This is a genomic window from Micromonospora sp. NPDC005254 (assembly GCF_042872525.1).
Classification (GTDB): domain Bacteria; phylum Actinomycetota; class Actinomycetes; order Mycobacteriales; family Micromonosporaceae; genus Micromonospora.
Window position 1 is genome coordinate 499,338 of the sequence record NZ_JBIAKM010000003.1, and the last position, 13,914, is coordinate 513,251.

At 71.0% G+C, this 13,914-nt stretch carries 15 protein-coding genes; 11 read left to right on the forward strand and 4 right to left on the reverse strand.

The genetic code is table 11. The annotated features are described in order from the left end of the window. Positions 1-16 precede the first annotated feature (16 nt). The 7 genes from ACFYPR_RS11985 (at position 17) to ACFYPR_RS12015 (ending at position 4,841) form a co-directional block, all read left to right on the forward strand. Positions 17-1,321, forward strand: a complete 1,305-nt coding sequence (locus ACFYPR_RS11985) for a cysteine desulfurase (protein ID WP_354860400.1) — start codon at positions 17-19, stop codon at positions 1,319-1,321. 2 nt (positions 1,322-1,323) lie between these two features. Continuing rightward, positions 1,324-1,797, forward strand: a complete 474-nt coding sequence (sufU, locus tag ACFYPR_RS11990; protein WP_355067651.1) for a Fe-S cluster assembly sulfur transfer protein SufU — start codon at positions 1,324-1,326, stop codon at positions 1,795-1,797. 73 nt (positions 1,798-1,870) lie between these two features. Beyond that, the gene (locus ACFYPR_RS11995; protein ID WP_387259749.1) at positions 1,871-2,380 is read left to right on the forward strand and encodes a metal-sulfur cluster assembly factor; all 510 of its coding nucleotides are present in this window, start codon (positions 1,871-1,873) and stop codon (positions 2,378-2,380) included. A 343-nt stretch (positions 2,381-2,723) separates the two neighbouring features. Further along, positions 2,724-3,350: a LysE family transporter gene (locus tag ACFYPR_RS12000; protein ID WP_355067619.1), complete on the forward strand. Its 627-nt coding sequence runs from the start codon at positions 2,724-2,726 to the stop codon at positions 3,348-3,350. A 77-nt stretch (positions 3,351-3,427) separates the two neighbouring features. Then, positions 3,428-4,090 carry an acVLRF1 family peptidyl-tRNA hydrolase gene (locus ACFYPR_RS12005; protein ID WP_363940162.1) on the forward strand — a complete coding sequence of 221 codons (663 nt, stop codon included), beginning with the start codon at positions 3,428-3,430 and terminating at the stop codon, positions 4,088-4,090. Positions 4,091-4,161: 71 nt separating this feature from the next. Then, positions 4,162-4,473: a muconolactone Delta-isomerase family protein gene (locus ACFYPR_RS12010; RefSeq protein ID WP_363940160.1), complete on the forward strand. Its 312-nt coding sequence runs from the start codon at positions 4,162-4,164 to the stop codon at positions 4,471-4,473. Between the two features lie 2 nt (positions 4,474-4,475). Continuing rightward, entirely contained in the window at positions 4,476-4,841 is a 366-nt protein-coding gene (locus ACFYPR_RS12015) for an SgcJ/EcaC family oxidoreductase (RefSeq protein WP_363940158.1), read from the forward strand. 984 nt (positions 4,842-5,825) lie between these two features. Here ACFYPR_RS12015 and ACFYPR_RS12020 read toward each other — a convergent pair. Next, positions 5,826-6,752, reverse strand: a complete 927-nt coding sequence (locus ACFYPR_RS12020; RefSeq protein ID WP_355067623.1) for a neutral zinc metallopeptidase — start codon at positions 6,750-6,752, stop codon at positions 5,826-5,828. A gap of 262 nt (positions 6,753-7,014) precedes the next feature. Here ACFYPR_RS12020 and ACFYPR_RS12025 point away from each other — a divergent pair, with 262 nt between their 5' ends. Next, the gene (locus ACFYPR_RS12025; protein WP_354861729.1) at positions 7,015-8,619 is read left to right on the forward strand and encodes an ABC-F family ATP-binding cassette domain-containing protein; all 1,605 of its coding nucleotides are present in this window, start codon (positions 7,015-7,017) and stop codon (positions 8,617-8,619) included. A 45-nt stretch (positions 8,620-8,664) separates the two neighbouring features. Here the strand turns inward: ACFYPR_RS12025 and ACFYPR_RS12030 are convergent, their stop codons facing one another. Continuing rightward, on the reverse strand, positions 8,665-9,264 hold the full coding sequence (locus tag ACFYPR_RS12030) for a cadmium resistance transporter (protein WP_387259754.1): 600 nt from the start codon (positions 9,262-9,264) through the stop codon (positions 8,665-8,667). A 212-nt stretch (positions 9,265-9,476) separates the two neighbouring features. Here ACFYPR_RS12030 and ACFYPR_RS12035 point away from each other — a divergent pair, with 212 nt between their 5' ends. The 3 genes from ACFYPR_RS12035 (at position 9,477) to ACFYPR_RS12045 (ending at position 12,609) form a co-directional block, all read left to right on the forward strand. Further along, positions 9,477-9,704: a helix-turn-helix domain-containing protein gene (locus ACFYPR_RS12035; RefSeq protein WP_007462679.1), complete on the forward strand. Its 228-nt coding sequence runs from the start codon at positions 9,477-9,479 to the stop codon at positions 9,702-9,704. Positions 9,705-9,750: 46 nt separating this feature from the next. Continuing rightward, positions 9,751-10,518: an enoyl-CoA hydratase/isomerase family protein gene (locus tag ACFYPR_RS12040; RefSeq protein ID WP_354861732.1), complete on the forward strand. Its 768-nt coding sequence runs from the start codon at positions 9,751-9,753 to the stop codon at positions 10,516-10,518. Positions 10,519-10,632: 114 nt separating this feature from the next. Further along, entirely contained in the window at positions 10,633-12,609 is a 1,977-nt protein-coding gene (locus ACFYPR_RS12045) for an ABC transporter ATP-binding protein (RefSeq protein ID WP_387259998.1), read from the forward strand. 4 nt (positions 12,610-12,613) lie between these two features. On the opposite strand, the gene ACFYPR_RS12050 is transcribed toward ACFYPR_RS12045, so the two are convergent. After that, positions 12,614-13,102 carry a hypothetical protein gene (locus tag ACFYPR_RS12050; RefSeq protein WP_387259757.1) on the reverse strand — a complete coding sequence of 163 codons (489 nt, stop codon included), beginning with the start codon at positions 13,100-13,102 and terminating at the stop codon, positions 12,614-12,616. 209 nt (positions 13,103-13,311) lie between these two features. Next, positions 13,312-13,911, reverse strand: a complete 600-nt coding sequence (mug, locus tag ACFYPR_RS12055) for a G/U mismatch-specific DNA glycosylase (protein ID WP_355067629.1) — start codon at positions 13,909-13,911, stop codon at positions 13,312-13,314. Positions 13,912-13,914 lie beyond the last annotated feature (3 nt).

A 13,914-nucleotide genomic window follows, 5' to 3' on the forward strand; every position in this document is an offset into this window, starting at 1 on the left:
GGAAGGCGCTGCCGAGATGACCAGCATCGCGATCCCCGAGGGGATGCCGCAGTACGACGACGTGCCGCGTTTCGACGTGGCCCGGGTACGCGCCGACTTCCCGATCCTCGATCGGGAGATCAACGGCCACCCGCTGGTCTACCTCGACAGCGCCAACACCTCGCACAAGCCCCGTCAGGTGCTCGACGTGCTCGACGAGCACTACGCGCGGCACAACGCCAACGTGTCGCGCTCGGTGCACACCCTGGGCACCGAGGCCACCGAGGCGTACGAGGGGGCGCGGGCCAAGATCGCCGCGTTCATTCACGCGCCGAGCGTCGACGAGGTGGTGTTCACCAAGAACTCCACCGAGGCGATCAACATCGTGGCGTACGCCTTCTCGAACGCCTCGCTGCGCCCGGACGGTGACCCCCGGTTCCGGCTCGGCCCCGGCGACGAGGTGGTGATCTCCGAGATGGAGCACCACTCGAACATCGTCCCGTGGCAGCTGCTGTGCGAGCGCACCGGCGCGACCCTGCGCTGGTTCCCGGTCACCGACCAGGGTCGGCTGGACGAGTCGGGCCTGGAGGACCTGGTCACCGAACGGACGAAGATCGTCTCGCTGGTGCACACGTCAAACATCCTCGGCACCGTCAACGCCACCTCCCGGATCACCGCGCGGGTCCGTGAGGTGGGCGCGCTGCTGCTGCTGGACTGCTCGCAGTCGGTGCCGCACCTGCCCATCGACGTGGTCGACCTGGACGCCGACTACATCGTCTTCACCGGGCACAAGATGTGTGGCCCGACCGGGATCGGCGTGCTCTGGGGCCGGGGTGAGCTGCTGGCAGCCATGCCACCGGTCTTCGGCGGCGGTTCGATGATCGAGACGGTCACCATGGCCCGCTCGACGTTCGCCGCGCCGCCGGCCCGCTTCGAGGCGGGCACCCCGCCGATCGCCGAGGCGGTCGCGCTCGGTGCGGCGGTCGACTACCTGACCGGCGTCGGGATGCGGGCCATCCAGTGGCACGAGAAGGAGCTGACGGCGTACGCGCTGGACGCTTTCGGCTCGGTGCCCGACCTGCGGATCTTCGGCCCGACCGTGCCGATCGGGCGCGGCGGCACCATCTCGTTCGCGCTGGGTGGCGTGCACCCGCACGACGTGGGTCAGGTGCTCGACTCGCTCGGCGTGCAGGTGCGGGTGGGCCACCACTGTGCCAAGCCGGTGTGCAGCCGGTTCGGCGTCCCGGCGATGACCCGGGCCTCGTTCTACCTCTACACCACCACCGAGGAGATCGACGCCCTGGTGGGCGGTCTGGAGCAGGTGCGGAAGGTGTTCGACTGATGGTGCAACTCGACCAGCTCTACCAGGAGATCATCCTGGACCACTACAAGCATCCGCACGGCCGTGGCCTGCGCGACGCCGACGATGCGGCCGATCAGGTCGCGGAAGCGCACCACGTCAACCCGACCTGCGGCGACGAGATCACCGTCCGGGTGGCCACCGACGGCGACGTGCTGCACGACATCTCGTACGACGGGATGGGCTGCTCGATCAGCCAGGCGTCGGCGAGCGTGTTGCACGAACTGCTGCGCGGTCGGGGCACCGGGGAAGCATTCGAGGTGCACGAGGCGTTCGTCGAGTTGATGTCCGGACGTGGCCAGGTCACGCCCGACGAGGACGTACTCGGTGACGGGGTGGCCTTCGCGGGCGTCGCCCGCTACCCCGCCCGGGTGAAGTGCGCGCTGCTGCCGTGGATGGCGTTCAAGGACGCCGCGGCACGCGCCGGCGTGGGCGTGGGCCCGGAGGTGAAGGCGTGAGCGAGCGTCAGCGAGCGATTTCCAGCAGCACTGTGGTGCCGGGTGGCATCACGAAGCGAACCGGAGGGACGGCATGAGCGAGAACACCGCTACCGCGGCGACGCCGGAGGCCGGTGACGCCACCGCGGCGCCGCAGACCGACGCCGTGACGACCGACGGAGCCGCGACGACCAACGCCGCTGCGACCGACGGCGCTGCGACCGACGCCGCTGCGGCCCCGGGTGCCGGCGACGCCGCCACCTCGGCGGGCGGCGTCAGCAAGGCGATGATCGCCGACATCGAGGAGGCGATGAAGGATGTCGTCGACCCCGAGTTGGGCATCAACGTGGTCGACCTGGGCCTGGTGTACGGGGTGCACGTCGACGACGAGAACGTCGCGACCCTGGACATGACGCTCACCTCGGCGGCCTGCCCGCTGACCGACGTGATCGAGGACCAGGCCCGGCAGGCGCTGACCACCGGCCCGGGCGGCGGCCTGGTCAACGACATCCGGATCAACTGGGTGTGGCTCCCGCCGTGGGGACCGGACAAGATCACCGACGAGGGTCGGGACCAGCTCCGTTCCCTCGGCTTCAACGTCTGACCCGACTCCGTCCCACAGTCGTCGAGCGCGGTGCCCTCCGGGGTGCCGCGCTCGATCCGTTGTGGGATGGGCTCACGCGCTCGCCGGCCGGCCGGCGTCGGCAAGATCCGCGCAACTTCCCCGATGTTGCTGTCTCCCGCCTGTCTGAGGCAGCAACATCGGGGATGTTGTGAGGATCTTGGCGCGGGGCGCGGGGAAAACTCCGTTGCGGAGGCGTGGGTGCGGCGCGCAGGATGCCGACTGTGATCGAGGCGTACCCGATGCAGGTTTCTGTCCGTGCGGCCACCGCCGCGCGTCGACAGCGCACCGTGCCCGGGGTGGCCTCGGCCCGTCGCCCGTCGTCGTGAGCGGCGCGTTCCTCGCGGGTCTGGTGGCCGGGTACGGCGTCGCCATTCCGGTCGGCGCGATCGCGATCCTCATCCTGGGGCTCAGTGCCCGTACCTCGTTCCGGGTCGGCGCGGCCGCGGCGCTCGCGGTGGCGACGGCCGACGGGCTGTACGCGGCGGTCGCCGCGTTCGGCGGCGCGAGCCTGGCCGGGGTCGTCGCCCCGGCGGCCGGTCCGCTGCGGGTGGTCGCCGCCGTGGTCCTGCTGGGCCTCGCCGCGCACGGCCTCTGGCGTACGTGGACCACCCACCGCTCCCGGCCGGCGCCATCGGCCGGTGGGGGCCTGCGCACTCCCGGGCGGGCGTACGCGGCGGTGCTCGGGCTGACCCTGCTGAATCCGACGACCGTGCTCTACTTCGCCGCGCTGGTGCTGGGTCGCCGGGACACCGCCGACGCGAACGGGCTGACCGCAGCGCTCTTCGTGGCCGGCGTGTTCCTGGCGTCGGCGAGCTGGCAACTGCTCATCGCCGGCGGCGGCACGATGGTCGGCCGGGCGCTGACCGGACCGCGTGGCCGGCTGGTCACCGGCCTGGTCTCCAGCGCGCTCATCGCCGCGCTCGCGGTGGCGGCGCTGCTGCCCGGCTGAGCGCCCCCGGCGGCGCTGCGGGACTGAGCGGGCCGGCCGGGGGACCGGACGGGACCATCGTGGCGTACGGTCGGGCCGTGACCAGTCGACCCGCAGCCGGGGGCGGCCGGTGGGTCGAGGTCGATCCGGCCCGCGTCGGCCGCTGGGTCGAGGGCTTCGCCGACCGGCACGGCCCGCCCACCACCACCGCGCGGGAGTACGGCCTGCTGCTCACCGCCCCCGACGGCACCACCGCCGAGTTGTACGCCCCACCGGGCGCTCCGGTAGGCGCGGACGTGGCCGCCTTCGTCGCCGCCGCCGGCACACCGCACCGGATCGGTCTGCTGCTGGCCCGCAAGGGCGCGGTGGCGGTCGGTGTGGCGCAGGGCCCCGATCTCGTGGTCTCCAAGGTGGACACCCGGTACGTGCAGGGGCGCACCGCCGCCGGGGGATGGTCGCAGCACCGCTTCGCCCGCCGGCGCGACAACCAGGCCAAGGCGGCGCTGGGCGACGCGGCGGACCTGGCCGTACGCCTGCTGTTGCCGGAGGCGGCGCGGCTCGCGGCCCTCGTCGGCGGCGGTGACCGGCGGGCCGTGGACACGGTGCTGGCCGACCGGCGGTTGGCCCCGCTCGTGCCGCTGCGGGCCGAGCGGCTGCTAGACGTGCCGGAGCCGCGGCACGCGGTGCTGGTCGCGGCGGTGAACGCGGCCCGGGCGGTACGCATCCGACTGCGCGACCCGGAACCCGACCCCGCGGAGTGATCGGGGAGACGACCGCCACGTGGATCGGGGTTCTCGGCGTGGTGCCCGCGCGGTGGCCGGAGGATGGGCGCGTGGAGTTCCTTGTTGACATGGTGACGACGGTGCCCGACGGCACGTCGGAGGACGGGGTTGCCGAGATGCGGGCACGCGAGGCGGCGCGCTCGGCCGAGCTGACGGCGCAGGGCAGCCTGCTGCGCCTGTGGCGGCCGCCGCTGGCGCCTGGGGAGTGGCGTACGTGGGGGCTGTTCGAGGCCGCCGACGTGGACGAGTTGGAGGCGGTCCTCGCCTCGATGCCGCTGCGCGCCTGGCGACGCGAGACCGTCACGCCGTTGACGCCGCACCCCAACGACCCGGGCCTGCCGCCCCGGCCGGCGGGGAGGTGACCATGGCTGGCAGCGAGGTCGAGATCCTGCGGTCCGTCCTGGACCGGTGGCGGTCGGCGGTGGACGCCCACAAGCCGGACCGCGTCGCGTCGGTCTTCATCGAGGACGCGGTCTTCCAGGGCCTGCGCCCGTACACCGTCGGCCGGGAGGGCGTCGCCGCGTACTACGCCGCACAGCCGCTCGGCCTGACCGCCGCGTACGAGGTCCGGGAGGCGCGGCGACTCGCCGACGACGTGGTCCTGGGCTACCTGGACGTGGAGTTCGGCTTCACCGACCGACCGGCGCTGACGGTGCACCTGGGCGTGGTCGTCCGGCGGGTCGGGGACGCCTGGTTGATCGCGCACTACCAGGTCTCCCGGCTCGACTGACGGTGCTCCATACCTCGGAAATTTGAACTCAATGGCGACGGTTGCCCGCAGCAAGGACATGCTTGTCCAGCGGCAAGCATGACCTCGGTGTATGGCACGGGAGTGACCCCAGCCTTCAGCTCAGCATTAGACCGGTTGGGCAGCGCATTCACCGCGATCAGAGCCCAGATGCCGATGACCGGGGTTGACAGGCCCCGAAGACAAGCGTTGTATAAACAGCGCGGCACCAAGAGAGAGAATTTCGGTAACAGAATTTTCTCGGTCCGGTTGCCGCGCTGGTCGACTACGGCGGTTTGTGCACGGGGGGCCGTGGCGCGAGCGACGTCGGTCGTTCCAGGATGTCGTGGGTCATCGCAGCGTGTGATGACTTGGATCTCACCTGGAGGACACGTGTTAAAGGCAATGACCAAGCTTTTCTCGGTCGCAATTCTCCTGATGGGTCTATCCTTGACCGCTGCCTCGCCGGCGGCGGCCTCGGTTGCCCAAGAGCGGACCGGCAAGCCCGCAGCAGAATGTGTTACCGCAGCTCAGGGTTCATCTGGCATGGTTCCCATGTTCGAGATCAACCCTTGCGCCGACCTGGACCTCAGTCAGGTCAACGACTGCACCTCCGGCACGTGCTATTCATACTGCTGGGATGTTGTGCACCCGTACACCTATTACTGGTGCGAGAGTCAGAAGAAGAACGTCCGGCACCATAATTGGCTCAAGTATCGCACTGGTACTCGTATGCCGAGTGGGTGCACTGGCAGTGTCGCAGCGGCGTAATTCGGAGAACTGACGCAGAAATTGATGGTCGAGAGTAATTGACAGTCGTATTGCCCCATTGCTCTCGATCAGCGTCTCTGTCGTCAGGTGCAGTGCCGTTGACGAAGCCTCCCCGTCCCGACGTCTGCACCCGAAGCGCTGCCGGGCCTCGGCCCGACTGACGGTAAACATGGACGTGGCAGGCCCCGCGGGGCCTGCCACGTCGCTTGTCGGATGTCAGAGCTGGTCGGTGCCGAAGGTGTCGCAGGTCTTCGGGTCGCCCTGGTCGTAGCCCTGGCTGAACCAGCGCTTGCGCTGCTCGGACGTGCCGTGGGTGAACTGGTCCGGGTTGACCCGGCCGCCGGAGCGTTCCTGGATGCTGTCGTCACCGATCGCCTCGGCGGCATCGATGGCCTGACTGACGTCGGCCTCGGTGATCGACTTGAACAGTGGCTTCTCGCCGGTTCTGTCCTTGCTCTCGCTGGCGTGCTTGGCCCAGGCGCCCGCGTAGCAGTCGGCCTGCAACTCCAGCCGCACCGACGCCGAGCGGGGGCCGCTCTGGTCGCCCTGGCCGGCCTTGGCGTTGGTGCCGAGCAGGTTCTGGATGTGGTGGCCGTACTCGTGGGCGAGCACGTACGGCTGGGCGAACTCGCCCTTGGCGCCGAACCGGGTGGCCAGCTCGTCGTAGAAGCTCAGGTCGATGTACACCTTTTTGTCGGCGGGGCAGTAGAACGGGCCGACGCCCGAGTCGGCCTGCCCGCAGCCGGTGTTCACGGCCTCTTGGAAGAAGTTGGTGATGGTGGGCTCGTACGTGCCGTTGCCCAGCTCCGGGTACGCCTTCTGCCAGTACCCCTGGATGCTGTTGACGTAGAGCAGGTTGCGGCAGCGCGCGTCCTGGAGGCGGTCCGGGTTCGCGGTGGAGCACACCTGGTCCAGGTCCTCGCCTCCGGCCTGTCCACCGTCGTCCCCATTGGTCATGGCATTGAGGCCGAAGCCCCCGCCGAGCAGGGCGATGATCACGGCTACCACGATGCCGATGATGCCGCCCCGGCCGCCGCCTCCCGGGATGGGGATGCCGATGCCGCCGCCCGACCCGCCGCCGCTGCCCCGACCCAGGTCTTTGGCCTGGGAGGTGTCGAGCTCGGCCTGCTCGTTGAGTTCCATGCTGACCCCGATCGCCGTATGCCGGTGAATGTCTGGTGTATGTCGTTTCGTCGCTTCAGTGCCGGACGGGGTCCGGACAGGCGTTCCGGTACCCGATGATCTTGATTGGTAATCCGGGCGGGTCGCCGGGGAGCGCCCGGTACACTTGTCCCCGTGCCGCGCTGCGAAGGCTGAACCGCCCCGCGCCGACGGGCCCACCGCCCGCCGGCGCTTTCGCGTGCCCTGAGTCAGCCTTCCAGACCCCGAGAGCGAGTCCCACGAGATGATCACTGCCACCGGCCTGGAGTTGCGCGCCGGCTCCCGGATCCTGCTGTCCGACACCACGCTGCGCGTGCAGCCCGGTGACCGGATCGGCCTGGTCGGCCGCAACGGCGCCGGCAAGACCACCACGTTGAAGGTGCTCGCCGGCGAGGGGCAGCCGTACGGCGGGCAGATCGACCAGCGCAGCGCCATCGGCTACCTCCCACAGGACCCGCGCACGGGCGACCTGGAGGTGACCGGCCGCGACCGGGTGCTCTCCGCCCGCGGCCTGGACGTGCTGATGGCGCAGATGAAGGAGATCGAGGCCCAACTGGCCGAGGACGCCAGCGACAAGCTGGTCCGCCGCTACGGCGCGCTGGAGGACCAGTTCGCCGCCCTGGGCGGGTACGCGGCCGAGGCCGAGGCCGCCCGGATCTGCGCCAACCTGGGGCTGCCGGACCGCGCGCTCGCCCAGACCATCGGCACCCTCTCCGGCGGTCAGCGCCGCCGCATCGAGCTGGCTCGGATCCTGTTCCGCGACGCCGGTGAGAACGGCGGCGGCATCCTGCTGCTCGACGAGCCGACGAACCACCTCGACGCGGACTCGATCACCTGGCTGCGCGGCTTTCTCGCCAACCACAAGGGCGGCCTCATCGTGATCTCCCACGACGGCGCGCTGCTGGAGTCGGTGGTCAACAAGGTCTGGTTCCTCGACGCCACCCGAAGCGTGATCGACGTCTACAACCTGGGCTGGAAGGCGTACCTGGAGGCCCGCGAGACCGACGAGCGCCGCCGCCGCCGGGAGCGGGCCAACGCGGAGAAGAAGGCCGGCGCGCTGATGGCGCAGGCCGACAAGATGCGGGCCAAGGCCACCAAGACCGTCGCCGCGCAGAACATGGCCCGCCGCGCCGAGAAGCTGATCTCCGGCCTGGAGGAGGTGCGCGTCGCCGACCGGGTGGCCAAGGTGCGCTTCCCCAGCCCCGCCCCGTGCGGCAAGACGCCGCTCACCGCGACCGGCCTGTCCAAGTCGTACGGCTCGCTGGAGATCTTCACCGACGTCAACGTCGCGGTGGACCGGGGTTCCCGGGTGGCCATCCTCGGGCTCAACGGCGCCGGCAAGACGACGCTGTTGCGGATGCTCGGCGGGCTGCTCACCCCGGACACCGGCGAGGTGCACGCGGGCCACGGGCTGCGGTTGGGCTACTACGCCCAGGAGCACGAGACGCTGGACGTGGAGCGGACGGTGCTGGAGAACATGCGGGCCGCCGCCGTCGAGCAGTCCGACACCGACCTGCGCAAGATCCTCGGCGCGTTCCTGTTCTCCGGCGACGACGTGAACAAGCCGGCCGGGGTGCTCTCCGGCGGCGAGAAGACTCGGCTGGCGCTGTCCACCCTGGTCTGCTCCGGCGCCAACGTGCTGCTGCTCGACGAGCCGACGAACAACCTCGACCCGGTCAGCCGCGAGCAGGTGCTCGACGCGATTGCCAACTACCCGGGCGCCATCGTGCTGGTCACGCACGACCCGGGTGCGGTGCTCGCGCTCAAGCCCGACCGCGCGATCCTGCTGCCCGACGGCGACGAGGACGCCTGGAGCGACGACCTCCTCGAACTGGTCGAGCTGGCCTGACCGGCCCGGCCCGGGCCGCCCGCGGCGGCAGGGGGCGGGTCCGCCTCAGCCGAGCAGGTCCACCAGCCGGCCGAGCACGCCGGAGCTGACCAGGATCACCACGCCGATGGCGACGAAGATCGCCGGCACCAGCCAGTGGCCGGTGCGCTCCACCAGCCGGACCACCCGGCGGTGCCCACCCAGCCAGGCCGCGGCGGCGCACCACAGGCCGACGAGCACCACGAAGACCAGCAGGAAGACCGCGCTGTCGCCGGGGCCGAGAGCCCGGAACACGGGTACGTAGACGGCCACGTTGTCGGCGCCGTTGGCGATGGTCACCCCGGCCACGCCGAGTGCGCCGGTGACGACCGTTGCCGGCTCGTCGTCGTCCGAATCGCGCAGCGCGCGGACGCCCAGCGCGATCGGCAGCAGGCCGAGCAGCCCGGTCCACGGGTCCGGCACGACCAGCAGCCCGGCGGCGACCACCGCGCTGGCCAGCGCGAGCGCGCCGATGCCGAGGTACTGGCCGGCGACGATCTGCCAGGTGCGGGGCCGGCCGGTGGTGCGGGCCGCCACGAAGAACAGCGTGAGGATGACGATGTCGTCGATGTCGGTGGCGGCGAAGACCACCGCCGCTCCGGCCGCCGTACCCAGCAGGTCGATCACGCCCGGGAGCGTACGGGCCGAGGCGTCGCCGCTCGGCGGTGGCCCTTCCGGACGGTGTGCCGGGACCGATCGCGAGGATCACTCTATCGGGAAGCTGACATTGCATAGCGTGTCGGTTGGCGAAGAGTTGATATCTGGCGCATGATCGTCCGAGGCGGTCTAATAGGTGGGACCGTATCCGAACCGCACAGTCTGGGACGTGAGGACACAGCATGGCAGCCACTGGCACAGCCACCAGCACTGAGAAGGGTCGCCGGATCGTCGGAGCCGAGCGTCAGACGCTCGCCAAGGACCTGGTAAAGCGGTACACCTCGGGGGAGAGCATCCGCGCACTGGCGGCCTCGACCGGCCGTTCCTACGGGTTCATTCACCGAGTGCTCACCGAGTCCGGGGTTCAGCTGCGTCAGCGCGGCGGTGCCCGGCGCCGCAAGAAGGCGTGACCCGCCCCTTCGCGTCGTTCACCAGCGCCGCGCCCCGGGCAGCCCGGTGACCGCCGAGGCGACCGGGGTTCGGCTGACCTGCGACGGGCCGGTTGCCACGGTGACGTTGTGCCGGCCCGACGTGCTCAACGCCCAGACGCCGGCGATGTGGCGCGCGATGAGCGACTTCTCCCGCGACCTGCCCGGCGACGTCCGGGTGGTGGTGGTGCGTGGCGAGGGGCGTGCGTTCTCCGCCGGCCTCGACCTCGCGGTTGCTGGCGCCTCCGGCCCGGGGTCGTTCGCCGAGTTGGCCACGCTGCCCGAGCAGGAGTGCGCCGACCAGATCGCGGCGTTCCAGGCCGGCTTCACCTGGCTTCACCGGCCGGACGTCATCTCCGTGGCCGCCGTGCAGGGGCACGCGATCGGCGCCGGTTTCCAACTCGCGCTGGCCTGTGACCTGCGGGTCCTGGCCGCCGACGCGAAGTTGTCGATGGCCGAGGTGACCCTCGGGCTGGTGCCCGACCTGGCCGGCACGAAGCGCCTCGTCGAGCTGGTCGGCTATTCCCGGGCGCTGGAGATCTGCGCGACCGGCCGCCGGCTGGACGCCGCCGAGGCGGACCGGATCGGCTTGGCCACTCTTGTCGTACCACCGGCCGAGCTGGACGGCGCGGTCCGTGACCTGACCGCGGGCCTGCTGGCCGGGGCCCGCGACGCGGTGGTGGAGATCAAGGCCCTGCTCGCCGGCGCTGCGGGGCGGTCGCACGCCGACCAGCAACGCGCCGAGCGGGAGGCGCAGACCCGCCGCCTGCGGGATCTGACCGGCCGAGGAGAATAGTAAGGACCGTACGGGAAGATCCGGGTTACGACCGAGGTTGTCAGAGTCGTCGGGAGAATTGACCTGACGTGTGTGGTCCACCCGACGACCCGGAGGTGAGCGGTGTCCAACCCGATGTCCGGCGGTGGCATGGCCGGGTGGAGCATGCTCCGGTCGATGCGTAACCGCGACGAGGTCTCCACCCACCGGCTCAAGCACGGCGTGGCCCGCCGCATCGTGGCCTTCGCCCAGCCCTACCGGCGCGACATCATCGTCTTCCTGGCCACCGTGGTGCTGGCCGCCATCATCGGCGTGGCCACGCCGGTGCTCGCCGGTGACGTCATCAACGCGATCAACCGGGGCGGCAGCGAGGCCGGCCGACTCGTGGTCCAGCTGGCCCTGTTCATCGCCGGGCTGGCGGTCGCCGACGCGCTGCTGTCGCTGGCCCAGCGGTGGTATTCGGCCCGCATCGGCGAGGGCATCATCCTCGACCTGCGTACCCGGGTCTACGACCACGTGCAGCGGATGCCGCTGCAGTTCTTCACCCGCACCCAGACCGGTGCCCTGGTCAGCCGGCTCAACAACGACGTTCTGGGCGCCCAGCGGGCGTTCACCTCCACCCTGTCCGGTGTGGTCAGCAACGTCATCCAACTGGTCCTCACCGCCGCGGTGATGTTCACCCTCTCCTGGCAGATCACCGCGCTCTCGCTGGTGCTGCTGCCGATCTTCATCATCCCGGCGCGACGGGTCGGGCGGCGGCTGGCCGACATCACGCGCGAGGCGTACAACCTCGACGCCAAGATGAGCGCGACCATGACCGAGCGGTTCGGGGTGGCCGGCGCGCTGCTGGTGAAGCTGTTCGGCCAGCCCGAGATCGAGGCCCGCCGGTTCGCCGACCGGGCCGAGCGGGTGCGTGACATCGGCATCCAGTCCGCCATGTACTCCCGGACGTTCTTCGTGGCGATGCTGCTGGTCGCCTCGCTGGCGCAGGCGCTCACCTACGGCCTCGGCGGTTGGCTCGCCGTCACCGGCGGCGTCAGCGCGGGCACCGTGGTGACCCTCGCGCTGCTGCTCACGCGGCTGTACGGGCCGCTCACCGCGCTCTCCAACGTCCGGGTGGACGTGATGAGCGCGCTGGTCTCCTTCGACCGCGTCTTCGAGGTGCTCGACCTCGAACCCGGCATCGTCGAGAAGCCCGACGCGGTGCCGGTGCCCCGCGGCAACGGTCGCGTCGACTTCCGCGACGTCCGCTTCCGCTACCCGAGCGCCGCCGAGATCTCCCTCGCGTCGCTGGAGGAGGTCGCCACTCTCGACCGGACCGTCAACGAGCCGGTGCTCAAGGGCGTCTCGTTCAGCGTCGAGCCGGGGCAGATGGTCGCCCTCGTCGGCCCGTCCGGCGCCGGCAAGTCGACGCTGTCCATGCTCATCTCCCGCATCTACGACGTCACCGACGGCCAGGTGCTGGTCAGCGGGACGGACGTGCGCGACGCCACGCTCGCCTCCCTGCGCGACGAGATCGGCGTCGTCACCCAGGATTCGCACCTGTTCCACGAGACGATCGCCGAGAACCTGCGGTACGCCAAGCCGGACGCCACCGACGACGAGATCTGGGCGGCGCTCGCCGGCGCCCAGGTCGCCGACCTCGTCCGGTCGCTGCCCGACGGGCTGGACACCACGGTGGGGGAGCGCGGCTACCGCTTCTCCGGCGGCGAGAAGCAGCGCATCGCCATCGCCCGCCTGCTGCTCAAGGCCCCGTCGATCGTGATCCTCGACGAGGCGACCGCACACCTGGACTCGGAGAGCGAGGCGGCCGTGCAGCGGGCGCTGTCGGTGGCGCTGGCCGGGCGTACCGCCCTGGTGATCGCGCACCGGCTCTCCACCGTCCGCGACGCCGACCAGATCCTCGTGCTCGACGGCGGGCGGATCGTCGAGCGGGGCCGCCACGACGAGCTGGTCGCGGTCGGCGGGCTCTACGCCGAGCTGTACCGCACCCAGTTCGCGGTCGCCGACTCGCCCCGGCCCTTCGTGGACGCGACCGGCTCCGAGCCGGTGGTCATGCCCCTGGGCACGTACGTCGCCGACGAGGCGATGCCACCCGCCGCCGCCAACTGACCCGTCAGGTGCCGATCGGGGGGTGCGGCGAGTCGATCGTGCGCACGCCCCGCGAGCGCAGCAACGCGTTGACCCGGTCGGTGATCTGCCGGTCGGGCTTGCGCAGCATCCAGATGCGACCCACGAGGACCGCGCTGTTGGGGCCGGGCACGTCCCACGGCCCGCCGTTGGGGTAGACAGCGAGGGCGACCTGACCGAAGCCCGGCCGGGTCAGGCCAGCTTCGCGGATCTCCTCCCATCGGTAGCGGCGAGTGACCCGGCCACGGCGCCGAATCCACAGTCCGATCTCGTCGGCCAACAGGGCGTCGCCCCGCTGTCGCCAGGCCACCACCACCGTGGTGAGCAGAAGAGCGACCGGTACGAACGGGAAGGTGGGCGCCAGCCAGACGCCAGCGGCGACCAGCGCGGCGAGCGCACCGAGCGGGACGAGGACCGCGGGCCACAGCCGCGAGGCGAGCAGCTCCTCCAGCCCAGGCTTGCAGTCGTCGGCCATGTGGCGTTCGTTCCCAGTCCACGATGGAACGAACCTGTCGATCATGGTGCGGGGGCCAGTGGAAGCGGCAGCCCAGGAGTGGGTTACTCGGCTACGAACACACCCACGCCCCCGAGCGTTGATCGACTCGGGTTCCTGGAATCGGGGGTGTCCCGGTCGCGTCGACAGCCCGACTTCCATGAAGTCGAGTCGATCAATGGCCGGGTGCGTCAGTCCGGGCGACGGTCCGGCAGGCCGGTCGCCTCGCGCAGCTCGGCGAACGCGGCCCCCAGCGTGACCGGCGTGAAGTGCGCGTTCAGGCCACTCGGGTTCGGCAGCACCCACAGCCGCGCCCCGGCCAGCGACTCCGGCTGCGGCCCGAAGGCGGCCTTCGGCCGCTGAAAGCCGATCCGGTACGCGGTCACCCCGACCACGGCCACCCAGCGCGGCCGGTAGCGGGTCACCTTGTCGGTCAGGATCGCGGCGCCGTCCAGCAGTTCCTCGGCGCTGAGCTCGTCGGCGCGGGCGCTGGCCCGGGCGGCCATGTTGGTGATGCCGAGCCCGAGGGCCGGCAACTCGCCCTGCTCGCTCGGGTGCAGCAGCCGGGGAGTGAACCCGCCCAGGTGCAGTGCCGGCCAGAACCGGTTGCCAGGCCGGGCGAAGTGCCAGCCGGTGGCGGCCGACCAGAGGCCGGGGTTGATCCCGACGAAGAGCACCGACAGCTCGGGCGCGAGCACGTCGGGGATGGTCCGGTCGGTGGCGGCGGCCAGGTCCGCCTTGCTCGGCCGTGGATGCGCGGCACCCGCACGACCTCCCAGCGCGGGCGGCACATC

Bases quoted from the DNA above. Each gene is read 5' to 3' on its own strand.
- ACFYPR_RS11985 (WP_354860400.1), top strand. From the start codon at position 17: ATGACCAGCATCGCGATCCCCGAGGGGATGCCGCAGTACGACGACGTG.
- ACFYPR_RS11995 (WP_387259749.1), top strand. From the start codon at position 1,871: ATGAGCGAGAACACCGCTACCGCGGCGACGCCGGAGGCCGGTGACGCC.
- ACFYPR_RS12015 (WP_363940158.1), top strand. From the start codon at position 4,476: ATGGCTGGCAGCGAGGTCGAGATCCTGCGGTCCGTCCTGGACCGGTGG.
- ACFYPR_RS12020 (WP_355067623.1), bottom strand. From the start codon at position 6,752: ATGGAACTCAACGAGCAGGCCGAGCTCGACACCTCCCAGGCCAAAGAC.
- ACFYPR_RS12025 (WP_354861729.1), top strand. From the start codon at position 7,015: ATGATCACTGCCACCGGCCTGGAGTTGCGCGCCGGCTCCCGGATCCTG.
- ACFYPR_RS12035 (WP_007462679.1), top strand. From the start codon at position 9,477: ATGGCAGCCACTGGCACAGCCACCAGCACTGAGAAGGGTCGCCGGATC.
- ACFYPR_RS12045 (WP_387259998.1), top strand. From the start codon at position 10,633: ATGTCCGGCGGTGGCATGGCCGGGTGGAGCATGCTCCGGTCGATGCGT.
- ACFYPR_RS12050 (WP_387259757.1), bottom strand. From the start codon at position 13,102: ATGGCCGACGACTGCAAGCCTGGGCTGGAGGAGCTGCTCGCCTCGCGG.